This is a genomic window from Plantibacter sp. CFBP 8804 (genome assembly GCF_014841225.1).
Lineage (GTDB): Bacteria > Actinomycetota > Actinomycetes > Actinomycetales > Microbacteriaceae > Plantibacter > Plantibacter auratus.
In genome coordinates this window covers 165,604-181,487 of record NZ_JACYTU010000005.1, presented here as the reverse complement: position 1 = coordinate 181,487, position 15,884 = coordinate 165,604, and the positions used below count along the sequence as shown (strand labels likewise).

The window sequence follows — 15,884 nt, the reverse complement described above, 5'->3', positions numbered from 1 at the left end:
GCTTCGGCACCCCTCGTGGACGTGGGCGCCGTCAACCGAGCCTGCGCTGCGCCCGGAACACCCGGACGCACGACACGGCGAGTGATCCGAAGAACCCCGCCATCAGCACCGGGAGCAGCCAGGGCGCCATCCACGCGGGCACGCCGAGCCAGGTGGTGAGTGCGACGACGGCGATGAGCGCGGCAGTCGCGATCGACATGTCGCCCAGCAGCCGCATCGTGGCCGCCGTCGTGGCCGCCGTCACCTCGGGACGAGGCGACAGTTGCGTGGACCACGTCGATGCAGTGGCCGATGTGTGGGGGCCGTCGTCCGATCGCGTCGTTCCGGTGAGCGGCAGGCAGGCGGCGATGATCCAGAAGATCGCCACGACCACGGCGCCGATGATGATTGGGAGCAGGAACCCGCCGATGCTCTTGTCCGCCCAGGCGTCCGGCTGGAGCGCGGCGTCGAAGTGCACCGGCATCGGATCAGGAGCGGACGGGTACACCACCAGGCCGATGACCAGCGTCGCCGCGACGATGACGAGTGCGACGAGATGCGGCCAGACGGGCGGCCGCCGCACGGGCCGTGCGGGGCGGGCGATCGTCGGGTCCTGCATGGCGCTCCTCATCTGGGCGAGCGCAACTGACGACGCATGTCGTGGACCCGCAGAATATCTGCGTCAATCATACCCGATGCATCGCGGTCGACCTCGGGTCCGCCGCCTGGACACTGCAGCGATGCGTGGGCGACGCTACCCCCCACGCACCGCAGCACTACCCAGGCGACGGCGTCTCGGTTCACCCGGTCGAGCCTGGCTCCGCTGGTCGGCTCACCCGACGCGCGACGACGACCGCCGCGACACCGGCGACCAGCGCGATCGCGAAGCACCCGGCGAACGCGATTCCGCCGGGAGCGATCCAGCCCAGCCCGGCGAATGCCCCGGAGCCGTCGAGCGCCGTGAACGCCAGCCCGGTCGCCGCGAGCGCGAGGGCACCGCCGATCGCGTCGCCGATGGACATCGCCGCACTGTTGAACCCCTGCGAGCGCTCGTCGGAGTAGGCGAGCGTCATGACGCTGAGTCGCGGGAACATGAGGCCCATGCCGCCACCGCTCACCACCCAGGCGACGATCGGCACCGCCGGTGGCAGGCCGACGAGGGCTGCGGACAGGGCGATCGCGACGGCGACCGTGACGAGCGACGACCCGATCTGCACGGCGTTCGCATTCGACAGTCGGTCCCCGAGGCGCCCCTGCAACCAGGACGACAGCGACCACGCGATCGCACCACCGGTAAGCGCGAGTCCGGCGAGCGCCGGCGTGAGCCCGTGCTCGCGGGTCAGCAGGTACGGCACGTACACCTCGGCGCCGAAGAACGCGGCGGAGGTCAGTCCGCGCACCAGGATGACCGTCGGGAGCCCGCGGCGTGCGGTGAGCGTGCCGAGCGGGATGAGTGGTCGGAGGGCGAGGATCGCGACCACGGCACCGACGACCGGGAGCGCCCAGGCGGTCCATCCCGAGAACTCCGTCGAGAGGTTGACCGCGAGGACCGCCGCCGCGACGAGCACCGCCCAGCCGAGTCGACGCAGCTCCGCGCCCGTCCGCGCGACGGGGGCTGCCTCGCCGCCATCCTTCGCCGACTCCTGCTCGGCGGCCTGCCGCTCGGCGCGCTCGGTTGCGGAGGCCCGCAGCATCCGGAGGGCCGGCAGGAGGAGGAGCGTCGCGACGACCACGAGGCCGACGACCCCGAGGAAGACCCAGTGCCAGCTGAACCGCTCGGCGACCACCCCGGCGAGGAACGGCCCGATCAGGGAGGGGACGACCCAGGCGGCCGCGAACCCGGCGAAGATCCGCGGGTGCAGGGCCGGTGGGTAGATGCGGGCGACGAGGACGTACAGGGCGACGGTCATCGCTCCCGAACCGAGGCTCTGGACGAGGCGTCCGGCGACGACGGCCCACATGGTGGTCGCGGTTCCGGCCAGGAGGAGACCGACGAGGAACAGGACGACTGACGCGAGCAGCGGCTGGACCGGACCGATGCGGTCGGCGACCGAGCCCGCGGCGACCATGCCGATGACACTGACGGCGAGCGGGCCGGCGAAGGCGAGCGCGTAGAGCTGCTCGCCGTCGAGTTCCCCGCTCACGAGCGGCATGATCGTCGTGACGGCGAGGGACTCGAAGGCGCCGAGGAACACGAGCGCGCACGCACCGATGGTGACGAGGACGAACCGGCGGCTGAAGATCCCGCGGTCGCGGGGCGTCGGGTCGGCTCCGGTCGTGGGCTCGGGGGTCGTCGCTGTGGTCACGATTCCGAGCCTAGAACCTCAACGTGACTTGAGGTCAAGCGCTGACGAACCCCTGCCCGTTCACCATTCAGGACGTGCCCGGCGCGCCGTCGCCGATCGACGGGTTCGGGCGCAGGGCGCGCCGCAGCCTTCCTGAATTGCGAACGAGCCGGGACCGCCCGCTAGTGCTTGGCGCTCGCCTTCAGGACCTTCGCGAGCGCGCGGTCGAGGTCGGCGATGAGGTCGGCGACGTCCTCGATGCCGACCGACAGCCGGACGACGTTCTCGGGGACAGCCAGCTCCGTGCCCTTCACCGAGGCGTGCGTCATCTGCGCCGGCAGGCCGATGAGCGACTCGACGCCACCGAGCGACTCGGCGAGCGCGAAGAGTTTCGTCTTCTCGACGAGGCGCGTGGCTGCAGCCGGGCCACCGACGAGCGCGAGCGACAGCATGCCGCCGAACCCGGACATCTGGCGGGCGGCGAGCTCGTGACCGGGGTGGCTCTCGAGGCCCGGGTAGTAGACGCGCTCGACGGCGGCGTGGCCGTCGAGGAACTCCGCGATCGCCTGCGCGTTCGCGCTGTGCTGGCGCATGCGCACCGCGAGGGTCTTGATGCCGCGGGTCGTGAGCCACGCGTCGAGCGGGGCCGAGACCGCGCCCGCGGCGAACTGCACGAAGCCGAGCTGCTCGGCGAGCTCGTCGTCGTTCATGATGATGGCGCCACCGAGGACGTCGGAGTGACCGCCGAGGTACTTGGTCGTCGAGTGCACGACGATGTCGGCCCCGAGCGAGAGCGGCTGCTGCAGCGCCGGCGAGGCGAAGGTGTTGTCCACGACGGAGAGCACCTCGTGGCGGTGCGCGAGGGCCGCGAGTGCCGCGATGTCGCTGATCTTCATGAGCGGGTTGCTCGGCGTCTCGACCCACAGCAACTTCGTGCGGCCCGGGATGATCGCCGCTTCGACGGCCGCGAGGTCGCCGAGGTCCACGACCGTGTGCTCGATGCCCCAGGCGCCGTGCACCCGGTTGATCAGCCGGTAAGTACCGCCGTAGACGTCGTTGCCGATGACGATGTGGTCGCCGGGGCGGAGGGCCGTGCGGATGAGCGCGTCCTCGGCGGCGAGGCCGGAGGCGAAGGAGAAGCCGTGCTTCGCACCCTCGAGCGCGGCGAGCTGCGTCTCGAGCGCCGTGCGGGTCGGGTTGGCGGAGCGGCTGTACTCGTAGCCGCCGCGGAGCCCGCCGACGCCGTCCTGGACGAAGGTCGACGTCTGGTAGATCGGCGGGATGATCGCCCCGGTGGTGGGGTCGAACTCCTGTCCGGCGTGGATGCTGCGGGTGGCGAAGCCGTGGTCGTGCTTGCTCATGGGTGACTCTTTCGGTTCAGGATTCGGGGAGGTGTCGGGGTGGGCGACCGGTCGGACTGGCCCGGTCACCGGGGTCGGGCGTGGTCGGGACATCGCCCGGACTCCGCCCACACGACCTGCATGCCGCCCACGCTCAACCCGCCAGGTAGGTGAGGAGGTCGTGCCGCGTGATGACGCCGATCGGCTTGCCACCGTCGGTGACGAGGAACGCCGGGGCGGAACCGAGTGCCGCGCGCGCCGCCGGGATGGACTCACCGAGACCGATGAGCGGCAGCGGGTCGCCGACGAACGCGCTCGCGGCGTCGTTCATCTTGGCCGCGCCGCTGAAGACGGCGTCCATGAGGCTGGCCTCGTCGATCGCACCGACGACCTCGCCCATCACCACGGGCGGCTCGGCGCTCAGCACCGGGAGCTGCGAGACGCCGTACTCGGTCATGATGTCGACGACGTCGCGGACGGTGTCGCTCGGGTGCACGTGCACGAGGTCCGGCATCTCCGAGCCCTTGCCACGGAGGATGTCGCCCACCGTGCGGTCGTCGGCGACCTCGCTGAAGCCGTAGGACTGCAGCCAGGAGTCGTTGAAGATCTTGCCGAGGTAGCCGCGCCCGCCGTCGGGCAGGAGGACGACGACCACGGCCGACGCCGGGAGGTCGCGCGCCGCGACGAGGGCCGCCTGGACCGCCATGCCGCTGGAGCCGCCCACGAGCAGTCCTTCTTCGCGGGCGAGGCGACGTGTCATCGCGAACGACTCGGCGTCGGTGACGGCGATGATCTCGTCGGGGATGGAGGGGTCGTACGCGGTCGGCCAGAAGTCCTCGCCGACGCCCTCGACGAGGTATGGACGCCCGGTGCCGCCCGAGTAGACGGAGCCCTCCGGGTCTGCGCCGATGATGCGCACGCCGCCCTCGGAGACCTCCTTGAGGTACTTGCCCGTCCCGGAGATGGTGCCTCCGGTGCCGACGCCCGCGACGAAGTGGGTGATCTCGCCCTCGGTGTCGCGCCAGATCTCGGGACCGGTCGACTCGTAGTGGCTGCGCGGCCCGTTCGGGTTCGCGTACTGGTTGGGCTTGAACGCGCCCGGGATCTCGGCGGTGAGGCGGTCGGACACGCTGTAGTACGAGTCGGGGCTGTCGGGAGCGACGGAGGTGGGCGTGACGACGATCTCCGCACCGTAGGCGGTGAGCACGTTCCGCTTGTCCTCGCCGACCTTGTCGGGCAGGACGAACACGCAGCGGTACCCGCGCTGCTGGGCGACGAGGGCGAGGCCGACACCGGTGTTGCCGGAGGTCGGCTCGACGATCGTGCCGCCCGGCTTGAGGTCGCCCGACGCCTCGGCGGCGTCGATGATGCGCGTCGCGATCCGGTCCTTCGAGGAGCCGCCCGGGTTGAGGTACTCGACCTTGACGAGCACGGTGGCCGCGATGCCCTCGGTGACCCGGTTGAGCTTGACGAGGGGCGTGTTCCCGATGAGATCGAGGACGGAGTCTGCGTAGTTCATGTCTGCAATCTGTTCCTGTGGTGCGTCACCGCACGACTCTCGCGTGCGTCACCGGATGGCTGGGGCGGCTGAGGCGGCATCCCGGCAGGGACGGTTCAGCGGGGACAGCAGGAACACGACAGGCGGAGACGCATGCAGACCACCCTACCCGGCGAGTGCAGGGAACGCAGCCGGATGACGGGGCCGATCCGACGTCAGTGGATCGCGACGAGTCGCTGCCGCGGACCGAGTGCCGAGACAGCCGAGGACACCAGCCGGACGGCGAGGGTCAGCACCATGAGGACACCGATGGCCGTGAGCACGACCGCGGCGAGCAGCAGCACCGCGACGAGCGCCGGCAGCCGGCGCAGCGCGAGCTCGACCGGGCGACGACGCGGTGTCCCGTCCGCCCCGGGTGCGTCCAGGTGGCCTTCGCCCGCCATGGCCGCGGCGACGAGTTCGAGCGTGGCACGCGCGCCGGATCCGAGCCGTGCGGTCGAGGTGCGCAGCGCCTGGGACATCACGTGGCCCTTCTCGTCGGATGGATCGGTGTTCGCGGGTGCGAGGACTCGACCGTAGCAGTCGGGTGCCCTGTTCGGGGGTGCCGGTGCCCATTCTGCCAGGCGGGCGTGAACACCCGGTGGCCTGCCGACGGCCGCATGATGGACGCGCACCGCGCTCCCTAGACTGGAGGCATGACCGTCTCCGGCCTCTCCGCCGTCTCCCAGGACTACCTCAAGACGATCTGGACGACCTCCGAGTGGGCCGACGAGTCGGCCACCGTCAAGCTGCTCGCGGATCGCATGGGTGTCCGTCCCGCGACCGCCTCCGACGCCGTGAAGCGACTCGCCGCCCAGGGACTCGTCGTGCACGAGCCCTACGGCAGCATCGAGCTCACCCCCGCCGGGCAGGCGCACGCGGTCGCGATGGTGCGGCGACACCGGCTCATCGAGACCTTCCTCGTCGAGATGCTCGGCTACGGCTGGGACGAGGTCCACGACGAGGCGGAGATCCTCGAGCACGCGGCGAGCGACACGATGATCGAGCGCATCGACGCCGCGCTCGGCCACCCGATCCGCGATCCGCACGGCGACCCGATCCCCTCTGCCGACGGCACCCCGCACCGCCCGGACGCGGTCCGGTTGAACGAGGCGCCGTCCGACAGCCCGCTCATGGTGTGCCGCATCTCGGACGCCGACCCGGAGACCCTCCGCCACCTGAGCACCCTCGGCATCGTCCTCGACACCGAACTCAGCGTGGACGACCACCGTGCGTTCGCGGGCGAGTTGGAACTCCGGCTCACCGCGACCGGCACGCGCCTCACCCTCGGTCGGCTCGCCGCGGATGCGGTGTGGGTGACGGTCACCGCCTGACCGCCGCCCTCTCCGTTCGCCCAGGGTCGGGCGGGTGAACCGCCGGGCGGATCACCCGAAGAACGTGAGCACGATGAGCGCGACGTTCAGCGTGACGATGAGCGCGACCACGATCCAGGCGAACACCCGGGTGGCGAGCTGGTCGACGTGGACACCCATGATCCGCCGGTCGCCCGTGTAGCGCACGAGCGGGATGAGCGCGAAGGGGATCCCGAGGCTGAGGAACACCTGGCTCAGCACGAGCGCGGTGGTCGGGTCGATGCCCGCCGCCAGGATGACGAGCGCCGGGATGAGCGTGATCACGCGTCGGGCGAGCAACGGGATGCGCACCTTGAGGAGCCCACCCATGATCGCGGCTCCCGCGTAGGCACCCACCGACGTCGATGCGAGCCCCGAGGCGAGCAGCCCGATGGCGAAGATCACGCCGATGACCGGCCCGAGCGCCGCGGTGATCGCCGCGTGCGCCCCCTCGATCGAGTCCGTCCCCTCGACGCCGCCGAGCGACGCGGCCGCGAGCAGGAGCATCGCGATGTTCACCGCTCCGGCGAGGACGAGTGCCGCGGCGACGTCCCAGCGGGTCGCCACGATGAGCCGACGGATGGCACCGTCGCTCGTCTGGACGCCGTGCCGGTCCCGGCTGAGTGAGGAGTGGAGGTAGATCGCGTGCGGCATGACCGTCGCGCCCAGCATGCTCGCGGCGAGCAGGACCGTCGCCGTGCCCTCGAACCGCGGCACGAGGCCACCGGCCGCGGCACCCCAGTCGACGGGACTGACGAACAGGCCGGCGAGGAAGCCGACGGCGATGACGGCGAGGAGCGTCAGGATCGCGAACTCGAAGTGCCGCTGGCCGTACCGGTTCTGCACGGCGAGGAGCACGATCGAGAAGACCCCGACGATGACGCCGCCGAGCACGAGCGGGATCCCGAACAGCAGGTACAGCGCCACGGCGCCGCCGATCACTTCGGCGAGGTCGGTCGCGGCGGCGACGAGTTCCGCCTGCACCCAGTAGAGCCGACGCGGCCCGGTGCGCAGTCGCGAGCCGAGCAGCTCGGGCAGGCTCTGCCCGGTGACGAGGCCGAGCTTGGCGGAGAGGTACTGGACGAGCACGGCCATCGCGTTCGCGGCGACGAGCACCCAGACGAGCAGGTAGCCGTACTGGGCTCCCGCCGTGAGGTTCGCCGCGACGTTCCCGGGATCGACGTAGGCGATCGCCGCCACGAAGGCGGGCCCGAGGAGGAACAGGAGTCGTGGTCCGCGGGGTGCGCGGGTCGTCGGAGCGGTGAGGTCAGTGGTCACGTCGGCCATGTTAGCAACACCGCGCTACATTTGTTAGACGAGGCTAACTCTTGGATTCACCCGCCGTCTGCTTGGATGAGCCTGAGAATCGACTGCGCATCGTCAGGCGCCGGAACGGCCCCTGGAAGCACATCTGGTTCGATAGTTACGCATACAACTTTTTCGAGAGGCCCCCGTGACCCCTGCAGCAGATCGCCCCAAGAACACCCCCGTCCCGCCCGCCGTCAAGCAGCAGAGCGTGAAGCAGGAGCGCGAAGCCCAGCGTCAGGCCAAGGTCGCGGCGTTCAAGCAGGCGCAGAAGCGGAAGAACCGCAACCGCCGCATCGGGATCTGGGCCGGTGTCGTGGGCGGCGTGGCCGTCATCGCGGTCCTCATCACGAGCGTCGTCCTCACCCTGCCGAAGAACGCCAGCTACCCCGGCGGCGGCACCGGCACCGGCCAGGACATCGCGGGCGTGGAACTGTTCCAGAACACCTCGGAGCACGTCGAGGGCACGGTCGACTACCCGCAGAACCCGCCGGCCGGTGGCCCGCACAACCAGTACTGGCTGAACTGCGGTGTCTACACCGAGGAGCAGACCAACGAGAACGCGGTCCACTCCCTCGAGCACGGCGCGATCTGGGTCACCTACGACCCGTCCCTCAGCGACGCGGAGCTCACGAAGCTCAAGGAGCTGCTCCCCACCACCTACGTCGTCCTGTCGCCGAAGTCCGACCTCCCCTCGCCCATCGTGCTGAGCGGCTGGAACTCACAGCTGCAGGTCAACAACGCGAGTGACGCGCGCATCGCCGACTTCTTCGAGGAGTTCTGGAAGAGCAACAACGTCCCGGAGCCCGGCGCGGCCTGCACCGGCGCGATCGACGGCCCCGGCAAGGTCTGATCCGTTGACCCCGGCGAGCACATCCGACGCCCCGGCGACCGGTGAACCGGCCGACGGCGGCGTGACCGACGAGGAACTCGCCGCCTGGGAGGCGCAAGGCTCCCCCGACGGCTCCAGCCGGACCCGCGTCGTCATCGCCGCGATGGCCGTCGTCGCGATCATGGTCGCCGCGGCGATCGGTTTCTCGGTCGGTCGGCTCAGCACGCTCGCCGACCCGACACCCACCACGACGAGTGCCGAAGCGGGCTTCTCGCGCGACATGCAGGTGCACCACAACCAGGGCGTGGAACTCGCCATGATCATCCGCGACCGGACGGACGCGGTGGACGTACGCACCCTCGCGTACGACATCGCGACCACCCAGGCGCAGCAGTCGGGCCAGTTGTACGACTGGCTCGTCCAGTGGAACCTGCCGCAGGGTTCACGGCAGCCGGACATGACGTGGATGACGCTGCCCACGCTCACGGGTGCGAGCGGCCATGCGCATGGCGGCGACACGGCGACGCCGGGCTCCACCCACACCCCGGGCGACCCGATGCCGGGCCTCGCCACACCCGCCCAGATCGACCAGCTGACGGCGGCGTCCGGTCTCCAGGCGGAGCGGGTGTTCCTCACGCTGATGATCGCCCACCACCAGGGCGCGGTCGAGATGGCCGAGGCCTTGCAGCCGCGGACCACGAACGCGACCGCGCTGGCCTTCACGCGCGCGGTCATCGCGAGCCAGCAGGCGGAGATCGAGCTCATGACCCGCATGCTCGACGACCGGGGCGGGCCGGTCGACCTCGCCGGCTGACCCCTCCTGTCGACCGCCCGGGCGACGGGCGGGCTCCGACAAGGGGCTAGCCAGAACACCGGCTGACAGCGAAGAATGATCCCGACGCCCGAACGGGCCCGATGAACAGGAGCGACGAATGGCACTCGACGACATCACCAAGAAGGCTCAGGAATTCCTGAAGGACAACAAGGTCAAGGACGCGCTGAAGAGCGAACAGGCCGAGGACATCAGCGACAAGCTCCTCGGCAGCGTGGCCGACGCGGCCAAGAAGGTCACCGGCGGCAAGTTCGACGAGCAGATCGACGGCGCCCGCGACGCGGCGGACAAGGCCGTCGGCAACGAGTAGTCCCCGGCTCGAAACGCGAGACGGCCGGGTCCCGATGGGCGCCCGGCCGTTCGTGTCTGCGCCGGTCAGCGCTCGATCGCCCTTCCGGGTCGATCAGTGCCCGTCGACGCCGGCGTCCACGGGATTGCTCCGGAACCGGTCGAGCGCGATGGCCACGAGTTCGGGAGCGGACAGGTGCGTGTCCTGCATCAGGTCCGAGAGGACTTCTGACGCGCGTCCGCTGAGCGTCAGTTGCACGGTCGCGGAGCGGTCTTCATCGACACCGCTCAGCGCGCGACGACGTTCGCCCAGGCTGAGAATGGCCGACCGCAGATAGGTGCGGCTCGCGACGGTGTCGATCTCCCAGCGGCCGGCGCGACGGTTCGCGACGACATTGCCGCGACGGATGTTCGTCATGAGCGACGCTCGGCTCACATGGAGCTTCGCGGCGAGTTCCGCCGTCCGGACCGGACGGGGGAGGTCGTCGATGAAGTCCTCGACGAGCGCCTCCCGGAGGAGCTCCCAGGCGACGTCCGGAGGGAGCGGCGCATCGGGCATGCTGCCGCCGTCCTGCAGCGGACCCACCCACGCGGTCGTGGGGGCGTCGCGTTCGGTCATCGTCATCGCCCCTCCAAGGTTCCGGCGCTCGAACCTCAAGCATGCTCGGTGCCCGTGGAAAGCGCGTCCCCCAATGCGGGTTGCCCGCGTTCGCGGGGTGCCGGCCCGAAACGACGCACCCCGTCCACCAGGGCGGACGGGGTGCGGGCGACGCTCGGACGACTCAGCTGCGGTTCGCGACCGGTCGGGAACCCGCCGGGCGGGTCCCCTCGAAGAGGATCCGATAGCTGAATCCGGCGATCAGCGCGCCGATGATCGGGAACACGATGAACACCCAGACCTGCGCGAGCCAGTCGGCCCCGCCGAAGATGGCGGTCGCGATGGAGCGCGCCGGGTTGAGCGAGCCGTTGTCGATCGGGATCGCGATCAACAGGAACAACGTGAGCGTGCCGCCGATGGCGATCGGCGCGAAGCCCGCGGCGGCCCGCGTGTGCGTGACGCCGAGGATGACGTAGAGGAAGAGTGCGGTGATGACGACCTCGATCACGATCGCCGAGACGAGTCCGAATCCGCCGGGCGAGAGCTCGCCGAAGCCGTTCGAGACGAAGCCGCTCGCGACGGCCTTGTCGAGGAATCCTGCCGGGCCGCCGGCCGCGAGGCCGAACACCGCGAGTGCGCCGAGGAACGCTCCGACGAGCTGCGCGAGGATGAACGTCCACGTCGCACGCCAGGGGAACCGACCGGCGGCGGCGAGCCCGAGCGTCACCGCCGGGTTGAAGTGCCCGCCCGAGATGGGTCCGAACGCGTAGGCGGCGATGGTCACCGAGAGGCCGAGGGCGATCGCCACCCCGAGGAAACCGACGCCCAGGGGGTTGGAGGTCTCCTCGCCGAAGAACGCGGAGTAGGTCGCCGTCCCGACGAGACCGAAGACCAGCAGGAAGGTGCCGGCCAGCTCTGCGAGGAGTTGCGACGCGGTGGTCGGTTCGACGGAGGGTGGGACTTCCGGGGAGGACATCTGGGCTCTTCTCGCTCGAGGTGACGACGTGGACGCGGAGCTCTGGCGAGCACCGCGCCATCAGCAGACTATTGCCCCGCGTCCCACCGGCGACAGCCCCGAGGTCAGCATGTCGCCGTCGCTCAGTGCACCTCCAGGTCGTGGAGCGGGACCTGGAGCCGGAAGACGTGCTCGATCGCGAGCTCCGCGCCGACGGCGTCGCCCGAGGCGATCGCGGAGCGGAGGTGCGGGTACCCGACGCGCAGATCCGACCAGTCGACCGTCGCCGCGGAGCGCGTGGCCGAGACACGGTAGATCAGGGCGCCGATCACGTCCTTGGTCGCGGAGACGAGGACCGGGTTCTCGCAGTGCTTCAGGAACCGGTCCACGAGCCCCCAGACGCAGCGGCCGTGCGCATCCGCGTCCTCCGCCGTCACCGTGGTCATCGTGTGCTCGACGAACGCCAGGAGCTCGGCCCGTTGCCCCGCGGTCAGGGTCGGGACGGTGACCCGGACGACGCCGCTGACGAGCGCTCCGAGGGTCTGCAGCACGGCTGTCCGGTCCTCGGCCCGTGGCTGCGCGACCCGAGTGTGCCGCTGCGGTGCCGTCTCGACCAGCCCGACGCGTTCGAGTTCCCGGAGTGCTCCGACGATCGCGTCCGTCGGCGCGCCGAGCCACTCCCGGAGCTCCTCCTCGATGAGCAGCTCACCGGAGGCGAGCGTCCCGTCGTAGATCGCGTTGCGGATCCGCTCGGTCACGGATTCGCCCGTGGAAGACGGCCGCGACCCGGACGGCCCATCGGGGTTCGGCATCGGTTCCTCGCTCGGCTGGGGACGGCTGCTGGCTACCGGCCGATCGTACCGCGGACGATCCCCGCCTCGGCGAGCGCCGCCTGTGCCTGCCGGTGCTTGTTGTCGATCGAGGCGCCGATCTCCTGGGCCAGACGGGGCTTGCTGCGCACGAGCTGGTCGATGGTGGACAGCGGCATCCGCAGGACCAGGGTCGTGCCGTCGGCGATCGCGGCGGCCATGGCGACCTCTCTCGTCAGCGCCGTCTGGCCGATGAAGTCGCCGACGCCGAGTCGTTGGAAGGTGATGAGCCCGTCCGTCGTCGGCACCGCAAGATGGACGCCGCCCTCGACGAGGAACCGCATCGCGCCGGGGATCGTGCCCGCCTGCTGGATGGTCTCCCCCGGCCCGTACCGCTCGAGTGTGCACGTCCGGGCGAGGTCGTCGTAGTCCTCCTCCCGCGCATGGAGGGTCGGTGCCAGTGCGGCGACGGCACTCCGCAAGCGCTCCGGCGTCGCGATCGGGTCGGTGCCGTCGCCGTCGAGCGCGAGACCACGGCGCCGCGAGGCGTACCAGAGCCAGGCGCGGAACAGGGCGACGGCGGCGTCGGCGGTGGACGGCCCGGACACGGGCAAGGTGACGGAGAACCGCGCGGCACCGAGGTAGGAGGCGGACACCACGTCCCCCCGCTCGAGCATCGGGAGGCCCGATCCGACCTCGCGGAGCAGCCGGAGCACGTCGTCCGGCGGGTCGTCGGTCGAGAAGGTCACCTCGACGCTCGCGGTGTACGCACCGACCGGCTGACTGAGGTTCGTGAACGACGCCCCGGCGAGCGAGGAGTTCGGGACGATCTGGATGCCGTTGCCGGTGTCGAGGTGGACCGCCCGCCAGTTGACCTCGACCACGCGACCGCGGACGCTTCCGGTGTCGAGCCAGTCACCGAGCCGGAACGGCTGCTCGAACAGCAGCAGCAGTCCGGAGATGACCCCGCCGACCGCGTTCTGCAGGGCGAGGCCGATCACGATGGACGTCACGCCGAGCGCGGTGACGAGCCCGCCGATGTCCGCTCCCCACACCCAGGAGAAGAGGATCGCGAGGCTGATGAGGATGAGGGCCAGCCGGGCGAGGTCGACGAAGATCGACGGGATCCGGTCGCGCCACGACCCCTCTTCGGCGTTCGCGAACAGGGCGACGTTGAACGCGGAGAGGATGAGCAGGATCACGAGGAACCCGAGGAGGGTGCCGACGATCCGCACCCAGGTGCTGTCGTCCGCCCGCGCCGTGGCGAACACGAGGAGCGCGAACACCGCGCCGACCGGCACCACGTAGTTGCGCAGCAGCCGGATCGGTTTCACCGCCGCGTGCTTCCGGCGGTTGAGCGCGCCGAGCACCTCGGTCAGGACGATGAGCAGCACGGGGACGCCGACGGCCAGCGCCACGGCCCAGGGGAACCACGCCTCCTGCCACACCTGCGTCATGACTTCGGCCCCGAGACGACCTGCCAGACGGCCTGCGGACCGCCACGCGTCTCCACGGTGCCGGCTGCCTCGAAGGCGACGGTGTCCTGCATGCGGTCGCGGACCCGCTGACTGACGAAGATGCCGGCCGTCCCGGAGACCGACTGCACCTGGTTGGCGAGGCTCACCGCGTCGCCCCACATGTCGTAGGCGAGGCTCGTCCGCCCGACGAGGCCGCTCGTCACGACACCGGCGTCCACCCCGACCCGCAGGGTGAGGTCCGCCTGGTGCTGCGCATTGAAGCGTTCGACGATCGTGCGCATCTCGAGCGCGAAGTCGAGGGTCCGACGCACGTTGTCGACACGTGGGACGATCAGCCCGCAGCTCGCGAGATACCCCTCCCGCAGCGTCCGCACCTGCTCGATCCCGAGCCGTTCGGCCGCCTCGTCGAAGCTGCGGACCAGCGCGTTGAGCATCGACAGCTCCCGCTCCGGATCGAGGCCACGGGTGAGGTCGTCGAACCCGACGAGGTCGGCGAAGATGACGGACACGTCCTGGTGGACCTCGGAGATCGTCTCCTCACCGTCCTTGTAGCGCTTGGCGACCGACGCCGGCATGAGGGTGAGCAGCAGCTTCTCGTTCTCCGCTCGCTGCTCCTCGATGAGCTCCTGCTTGAGTCTCAGGCTGCGGCTCATGTCGTTGAAGGCCGTGCCGAGGTCACCGAACTCGTCGCGCCGGGTGTTCGGCACCTCGACGCTGTAGTCGCCACCGGCCACCCGCCGCACCGCACCGACGAGCGCCCGCACCGGCCGGGCGAACACCTGCGCCAGGAGCAGGGAGAGCAACGACACCACGACGACGATCGCGAGGACCGAGATGACGAGGTTGCGGGTGAAGTCGGTCACCGGCGCGAAGGCCTCAGCGGCGTCGACCCGCGCGACGAGCACCCACTGGAGCCCGTCGATGTCGAGCGGCGTGTACGCCGTGAGGTTCTCCTGACCGAGGTAGCCCCGCCCGATGGCCGTGCCGGTCTCGCCCGCGAGCGCCCGCTCCACCGAGACGGTACGGGTCGGCTGGATCTGGATCGTCCCCGCGACGGCCACGGCGCGCGCGGCGGTCTCCGGCGGTGTACCTGCTGCGACCGCGGCCCGCTCATACGCCTTCGGATCCTCGATCAACAGGCGGGAGGTCGATCGCATGAGCTGATCGGGACCGGCGAGGTACGTCTCTCCGGTCTCCCCCAGGCCGTCCTGCTCCCACTGGCCGGAGCCCGTCATGATGTCGTTGATCGCCCCGATCGGGACCTGCAGCGCCATCACCCCGTCGATGCGACCGTTCTCGCCGACCGGTGAGAAGATCCACTGGGTCGGGACGTTGAGCGACGGCTGGTAGCGCTCGAAGTCGGTGATGCCCACGTAGTCGATCGCGTTCGACCGGAGCGCCGCGGTGAAGCCGTCTTCGAGCACCCCGCCCTTGTAGGGGCCGGTGAGGACGTTCGTGCCGAGGTCCGGGCCCTTGTAGGCGCTGTAGACGACGTCGCCCTCGTCGTCGATGAGCAGGGCGTCCTCGTACCCGAAGCGGTCGATGATCTCGCGGAAGTAATCGTGGTACTGCGCGTGTACGGACGACCAGGCGCTCCCGTCGCCGGCATCGTCGACGGTGATGGCGGTGTCGTAGTCGAGGTCGTCCGGCGTGTACACCGACTGCAGGTAGGTCTCGGCCGGGTTCGTCGGGATGAACGCCGACGGGTCGGCCTCGTCGCCGGTGCGTTCAGCGAGCTCCGGCGCGAAGGTGTCCTCGTAGAACGACGTCACCGCCGACGCGCGCGCCGGGTCCACCGGCTGCTCCTCCAACTCGTGGAAGGCGTCGTGGAAGCCGTTCATCGCGTCGACCACCGTGGTGCCGCGGGTGTAGACGACGAGCGAGTCGCGCGTCTGGTCGTAGTAGTTGGTGATCTCGCGGGCGCGCGACTCCCGGACCTCGGTCAGCCGCTCGAACGAGGCCTGGCGCAACGAGTCGCTGCCGGACAGGTAGCCGACGATCCCCGTGACGATCGACGCGCCCACGCTGACGAGCAGCAGCATGACGAGCAGCTTCGACTGGATGCTGAAGCCGGGGCGGCCGAACCGTCCGCGGCCGAGCCTGCGGGATCTGGCGGCCGAGGAGGGCGCCGGTGGGATGGGCGGGCCTGACTGGGCTGTCGGCGCGGGGCCGTCTGGCGATGATCCGGATGGTGCGTCCACAGCTGCGGTCATCGACGAGTCCCCTACTCGATCCGGCGGTGCGCGGGCACCCCCTCCTTCGGGGGTCACGATGGCGCTCACTCTAGCCACTCG

Annotated in this window: 15 protein-coding genes; 4 read left to right on the top strand and 11 right to left on the bottom strand. The window is 70.4% G+C overall.

Annotated features, from left to right (window positions below; translation table 11 throughout):
• Positions 1-31: 31 nt before the first annotated feature.
• The 5 genes from IFU11_RS12115 to IFU11_RS12095 form a co-directional block, all read right to left on the bottom strand.
• Positions 32-598, bottom strand: coding sequence for a DUF1648 domain-containing protein (locus IFU11_RS12115; protein ID WP_192019075.1), 567 nt, complete (start codon positions 596-598; stop codon positions 32-34).
• Positions 599-779: 181 nt separating this feature from the next.
• Positions 780-2,285: an MFS transporter gene (locus IFU11_RS12110; RefSeq protein WP_192019074.1), complete on the bottom strand. Its 1,506-nt coding sequence runs from the start codon at positions 2,283-2,285 to the stop codon at positions 780-782.
• Between the two features lie 161 nt (positions 2,286-2,446).
• Complete coding sequence (locus tag IFU11_RS12105) at positions 2,447-3,625, bottom strand: cystathionine gamma-synthase (protein ID WP_071258797.1); 1,179 nt, start codon at positions 3,623-3,625, stop codon at positions 2,447-2,449.
• Between the two features lie 133 nt (positions 3,626-3,758).
• The gene (locus tag IFU11_RS12100) at positions 3,759-5,123 is read right to left on the bottom strand and encodes a cystathionine beta-synthase (RefSeq protein WP_064295706.1); all 1,365 of its coding nucleotides are present in this window, start codon (positions 5,121-5,123) and stop codon (positions 3,759-3,761) included.
• A 194-nt stretch (positions 5,124-5,317) separates the two neighbouring features.
• On the bottom strand, positions 5,318-5,626 hold the full coding sequence (locus tag IFU11_RS12095) for a hypothetical protein (protein ID WP_192019073.1): 309 nt from the start codon (positions 5,624-5,626) through the stop codon (positions 5,318-5,320).
• 171 nt (positions 5,627-5,797) lie between these two features.
• On the opposite strand from IFU11_RS12095, the gene IFU11_RS12090 reads away from it, so the two are divergent.
• Positions 5,798-6,475 carry a metal-dependent transcriptional regulator gene (locus tag IFU11_RS12090; protein WP_192019072.1) on the top strand — a complete coding sequence of 226 codons (678 nt, stop codon included), beginning with the start codon at positions 5,798-5,800 and terminating at the stop codon, positions 6,473-6,475.
• Between the two features lie 51 nt (positions 6,476-6,526).
• On the opposite strand, the gene IFU11_RS12085 is transcribed toward IFU11_RS12090, so the two are convergent.
• Positions 6,527-7,780, bottom strand: a complete 1,254-nt coding sequence (locus IFU11_RS12085; protein WP_086474942.1) for an Nramp family divalent metal transporter — start codon at positions 7,778-7,780, stop codon at positions 6,527-6,529.
• A 166-nt stretch (positions 7,781-7,946) separates the two neighbouring features.
• Between IFU11_RS12085 and IFU11_RS20790 the strand changes: the two genes are divergently transcribed.
• The 3 genes from IFU11_RS20790 (at position 7,947) to IFU11_RS12070 (ending at position 9,772) form a co-directional block, all read left to right on the top strand.
• Positions 7,947-8,651 (top strand): DUF3105 domain-containing protein, encoded by a 705-nt coding sequence (locus tag IFU11_RS20790; protein WP_086474941.1) that lies wholly within the window; start codon positions 7,947-7,949, stop codon positions 8,649-8,651.
• 4 nt (positions 8,652-8,655) lie between these two features.
• Positions 8,656-9,444 carry a DUF305 domain-containing protein gene (locus IFU11_RS12075; protein ID WP_244631773.1) on the top strand — a complete coding sequence of 263 codons (789 nt, stop codon included), beginning with the start codon at positions 8,656-8,658 and terminating at the stop codon, positions 9,442-9,444.
• 118 nt (positions 9,445-9,562) lie between these two features.
• Entirely contained in the window at positions 9,563-9,772 is a 210-nt protein-coding gene (locus IFU11_RS12070) for an antitoxin (protein WP_079706736.1), read from the top strand.
• A 93-nt stretch (positions 9,773-9,865) separates the two neighbouring features.
• Here IFU11_RS12070 and IFU11_RS12065 read toward each other — a convergent pair whose 3' ends face one another.
• From IFU11_RS12065 to IFU11_RS12045, 5 genes are all read right to left on the bottom strand, one after another.
• Entirely contained in the window at positions 9,866-10,369 is a 504-nt protein-coding gene (locus IFU11_RS12065) for a hypothetical protein (protein WP_124767331.1), read from the bottom strand.
• Between the two features lie 163 nt (positions 10,370-10,532).
• On the bottom strand, positions 10,533-11,324 hold the full coding sequence (locus IFU11_RS12060) for an aquaporin (RefSeq protein WP_192019071.1): 792 nt from the start codon (positions 11,322-11,324) through the stop codon (positions 10,533-10,535).
• Between the two features lie 122 nt (positions 11,325-11,446).
• Positions 11,447-12,061, bottom strand: a complete 615-nt coding sequence (locus IFU11_RS12055) for a GntR family transcriptional regulator (protein WP_192019070.1) — start codon at positions 12,059-12,061, stop codon at positions 11,447-11,449.
• An 86-nt stretch (positions 12,062-12,147) separates the two neighbouring features.
• Positions 12,148-13,569 (bottom strand): mechanosensitive ion channel domain-containing protein, encoded by a 1,422-nt coding sequence (locus tag IFU11_RS12050; RefSeq protein ID WP_192019069.1) that lies wholly within the window; start codon positions 13,567-13,569, stop codon positions 12,148-12,150.
• The gene (locus IFU11_RS12045; protein ID WP_199862272.1) at positions 13,566-15,803 is read right to left on the bottom strand and encodes an adenylate/guanylate cyclase domain-containing protein; all 2,238 of its coding nucleotides are present in this window, start codon (positions 15,801-15,803) and stop codon (positions 13,566-13,568) included. Before IFU11_RS12045 ends, IFU11_RS12050 begins: the two co-directional genes overlap by 4 nt.
• Between the last annotated feature and the right edge of the window lie 81 nt (positions 15,804-15,884).

What these genes read in the sequence shown, in the direction of transcription:
- IFU11_RS12050 (WP_192019069.1), bottom strand. Translation starts at nt 13,569, where the DNA reads ATGACGCAGGTGTGGCAGGAGGCGTGGTTCCCCTGGGCCGTGGCGCTG.
- IFU11_RS12085 (WP_086474942.1), bottom strand. Translation starts at nt 7,780, where the DNA reads ATGGCCGACGTGACCACTGACCTCACCGCTCCGACGACCCGCGCACCC.
- IFU11_RS12090 (WP_192019072.1), top strand. Translation starts at nt 5,798, where the DNA reads ATGACCGTCTCCGGCCTCTCCGCCGTCTCCCAGGACTACCTCAAGACG.
- IFU11_RS12070 (WP_079706736.1), top strand. Translation starts at nt 9,563, where the DNA reads ATGGCACTCGACGACATCACCAAGAAGGCTCAGGAATTCCTGAAGGAC.
- IFU11_RS12060 (WP_192019071.1), bottom strand. Translation starts at nt 11,324, where the DNA reads ATGTCCTCCCCGGAAGTCCCACCCTCCGTCGAACCGACCACCGCGTCG.
- IFU11_RS12100 (WP_064295706.1), bottom strand. Translation starts at nt 5,123, where the DNA reads ATGAACTACGCAGACTCCGTCCTCGATCTCATCGGGAACACGCCCCTC.
- IFU11_RS12105 (WP_071258797.1), bottom strand. Translation starts at nt 3,625, where the DNA reads ATGAGCAAGCACGACCACGGCTTCGCCACCCGCAGCATCCACGCCGGA.
- IFU11_RS12065 (WP_124767331.1), bottom strand. Translation starts at nt 10,369, where the DNA reads ATGACCGAACGCGACGCCCCCACGACCGCGTGGGTGGGTCCGCTGCAG.
- IFU11_RS12045 (WP_199862272.1), bottom strand. Translation starts at nt 15,803, where the DNA reads ATGACCGCAGCTGTGGACGCACCATCCGGATCATCGCCAGACGGCCCC.
- IFU11_RS12115 (WP_192019075.1), bottom strand. Translation starts at nt 598, where the DNA reads ATGCAGGACCCGACGATCGCCCGCCCCGCACGGCCCGTGCGGCGGCCG.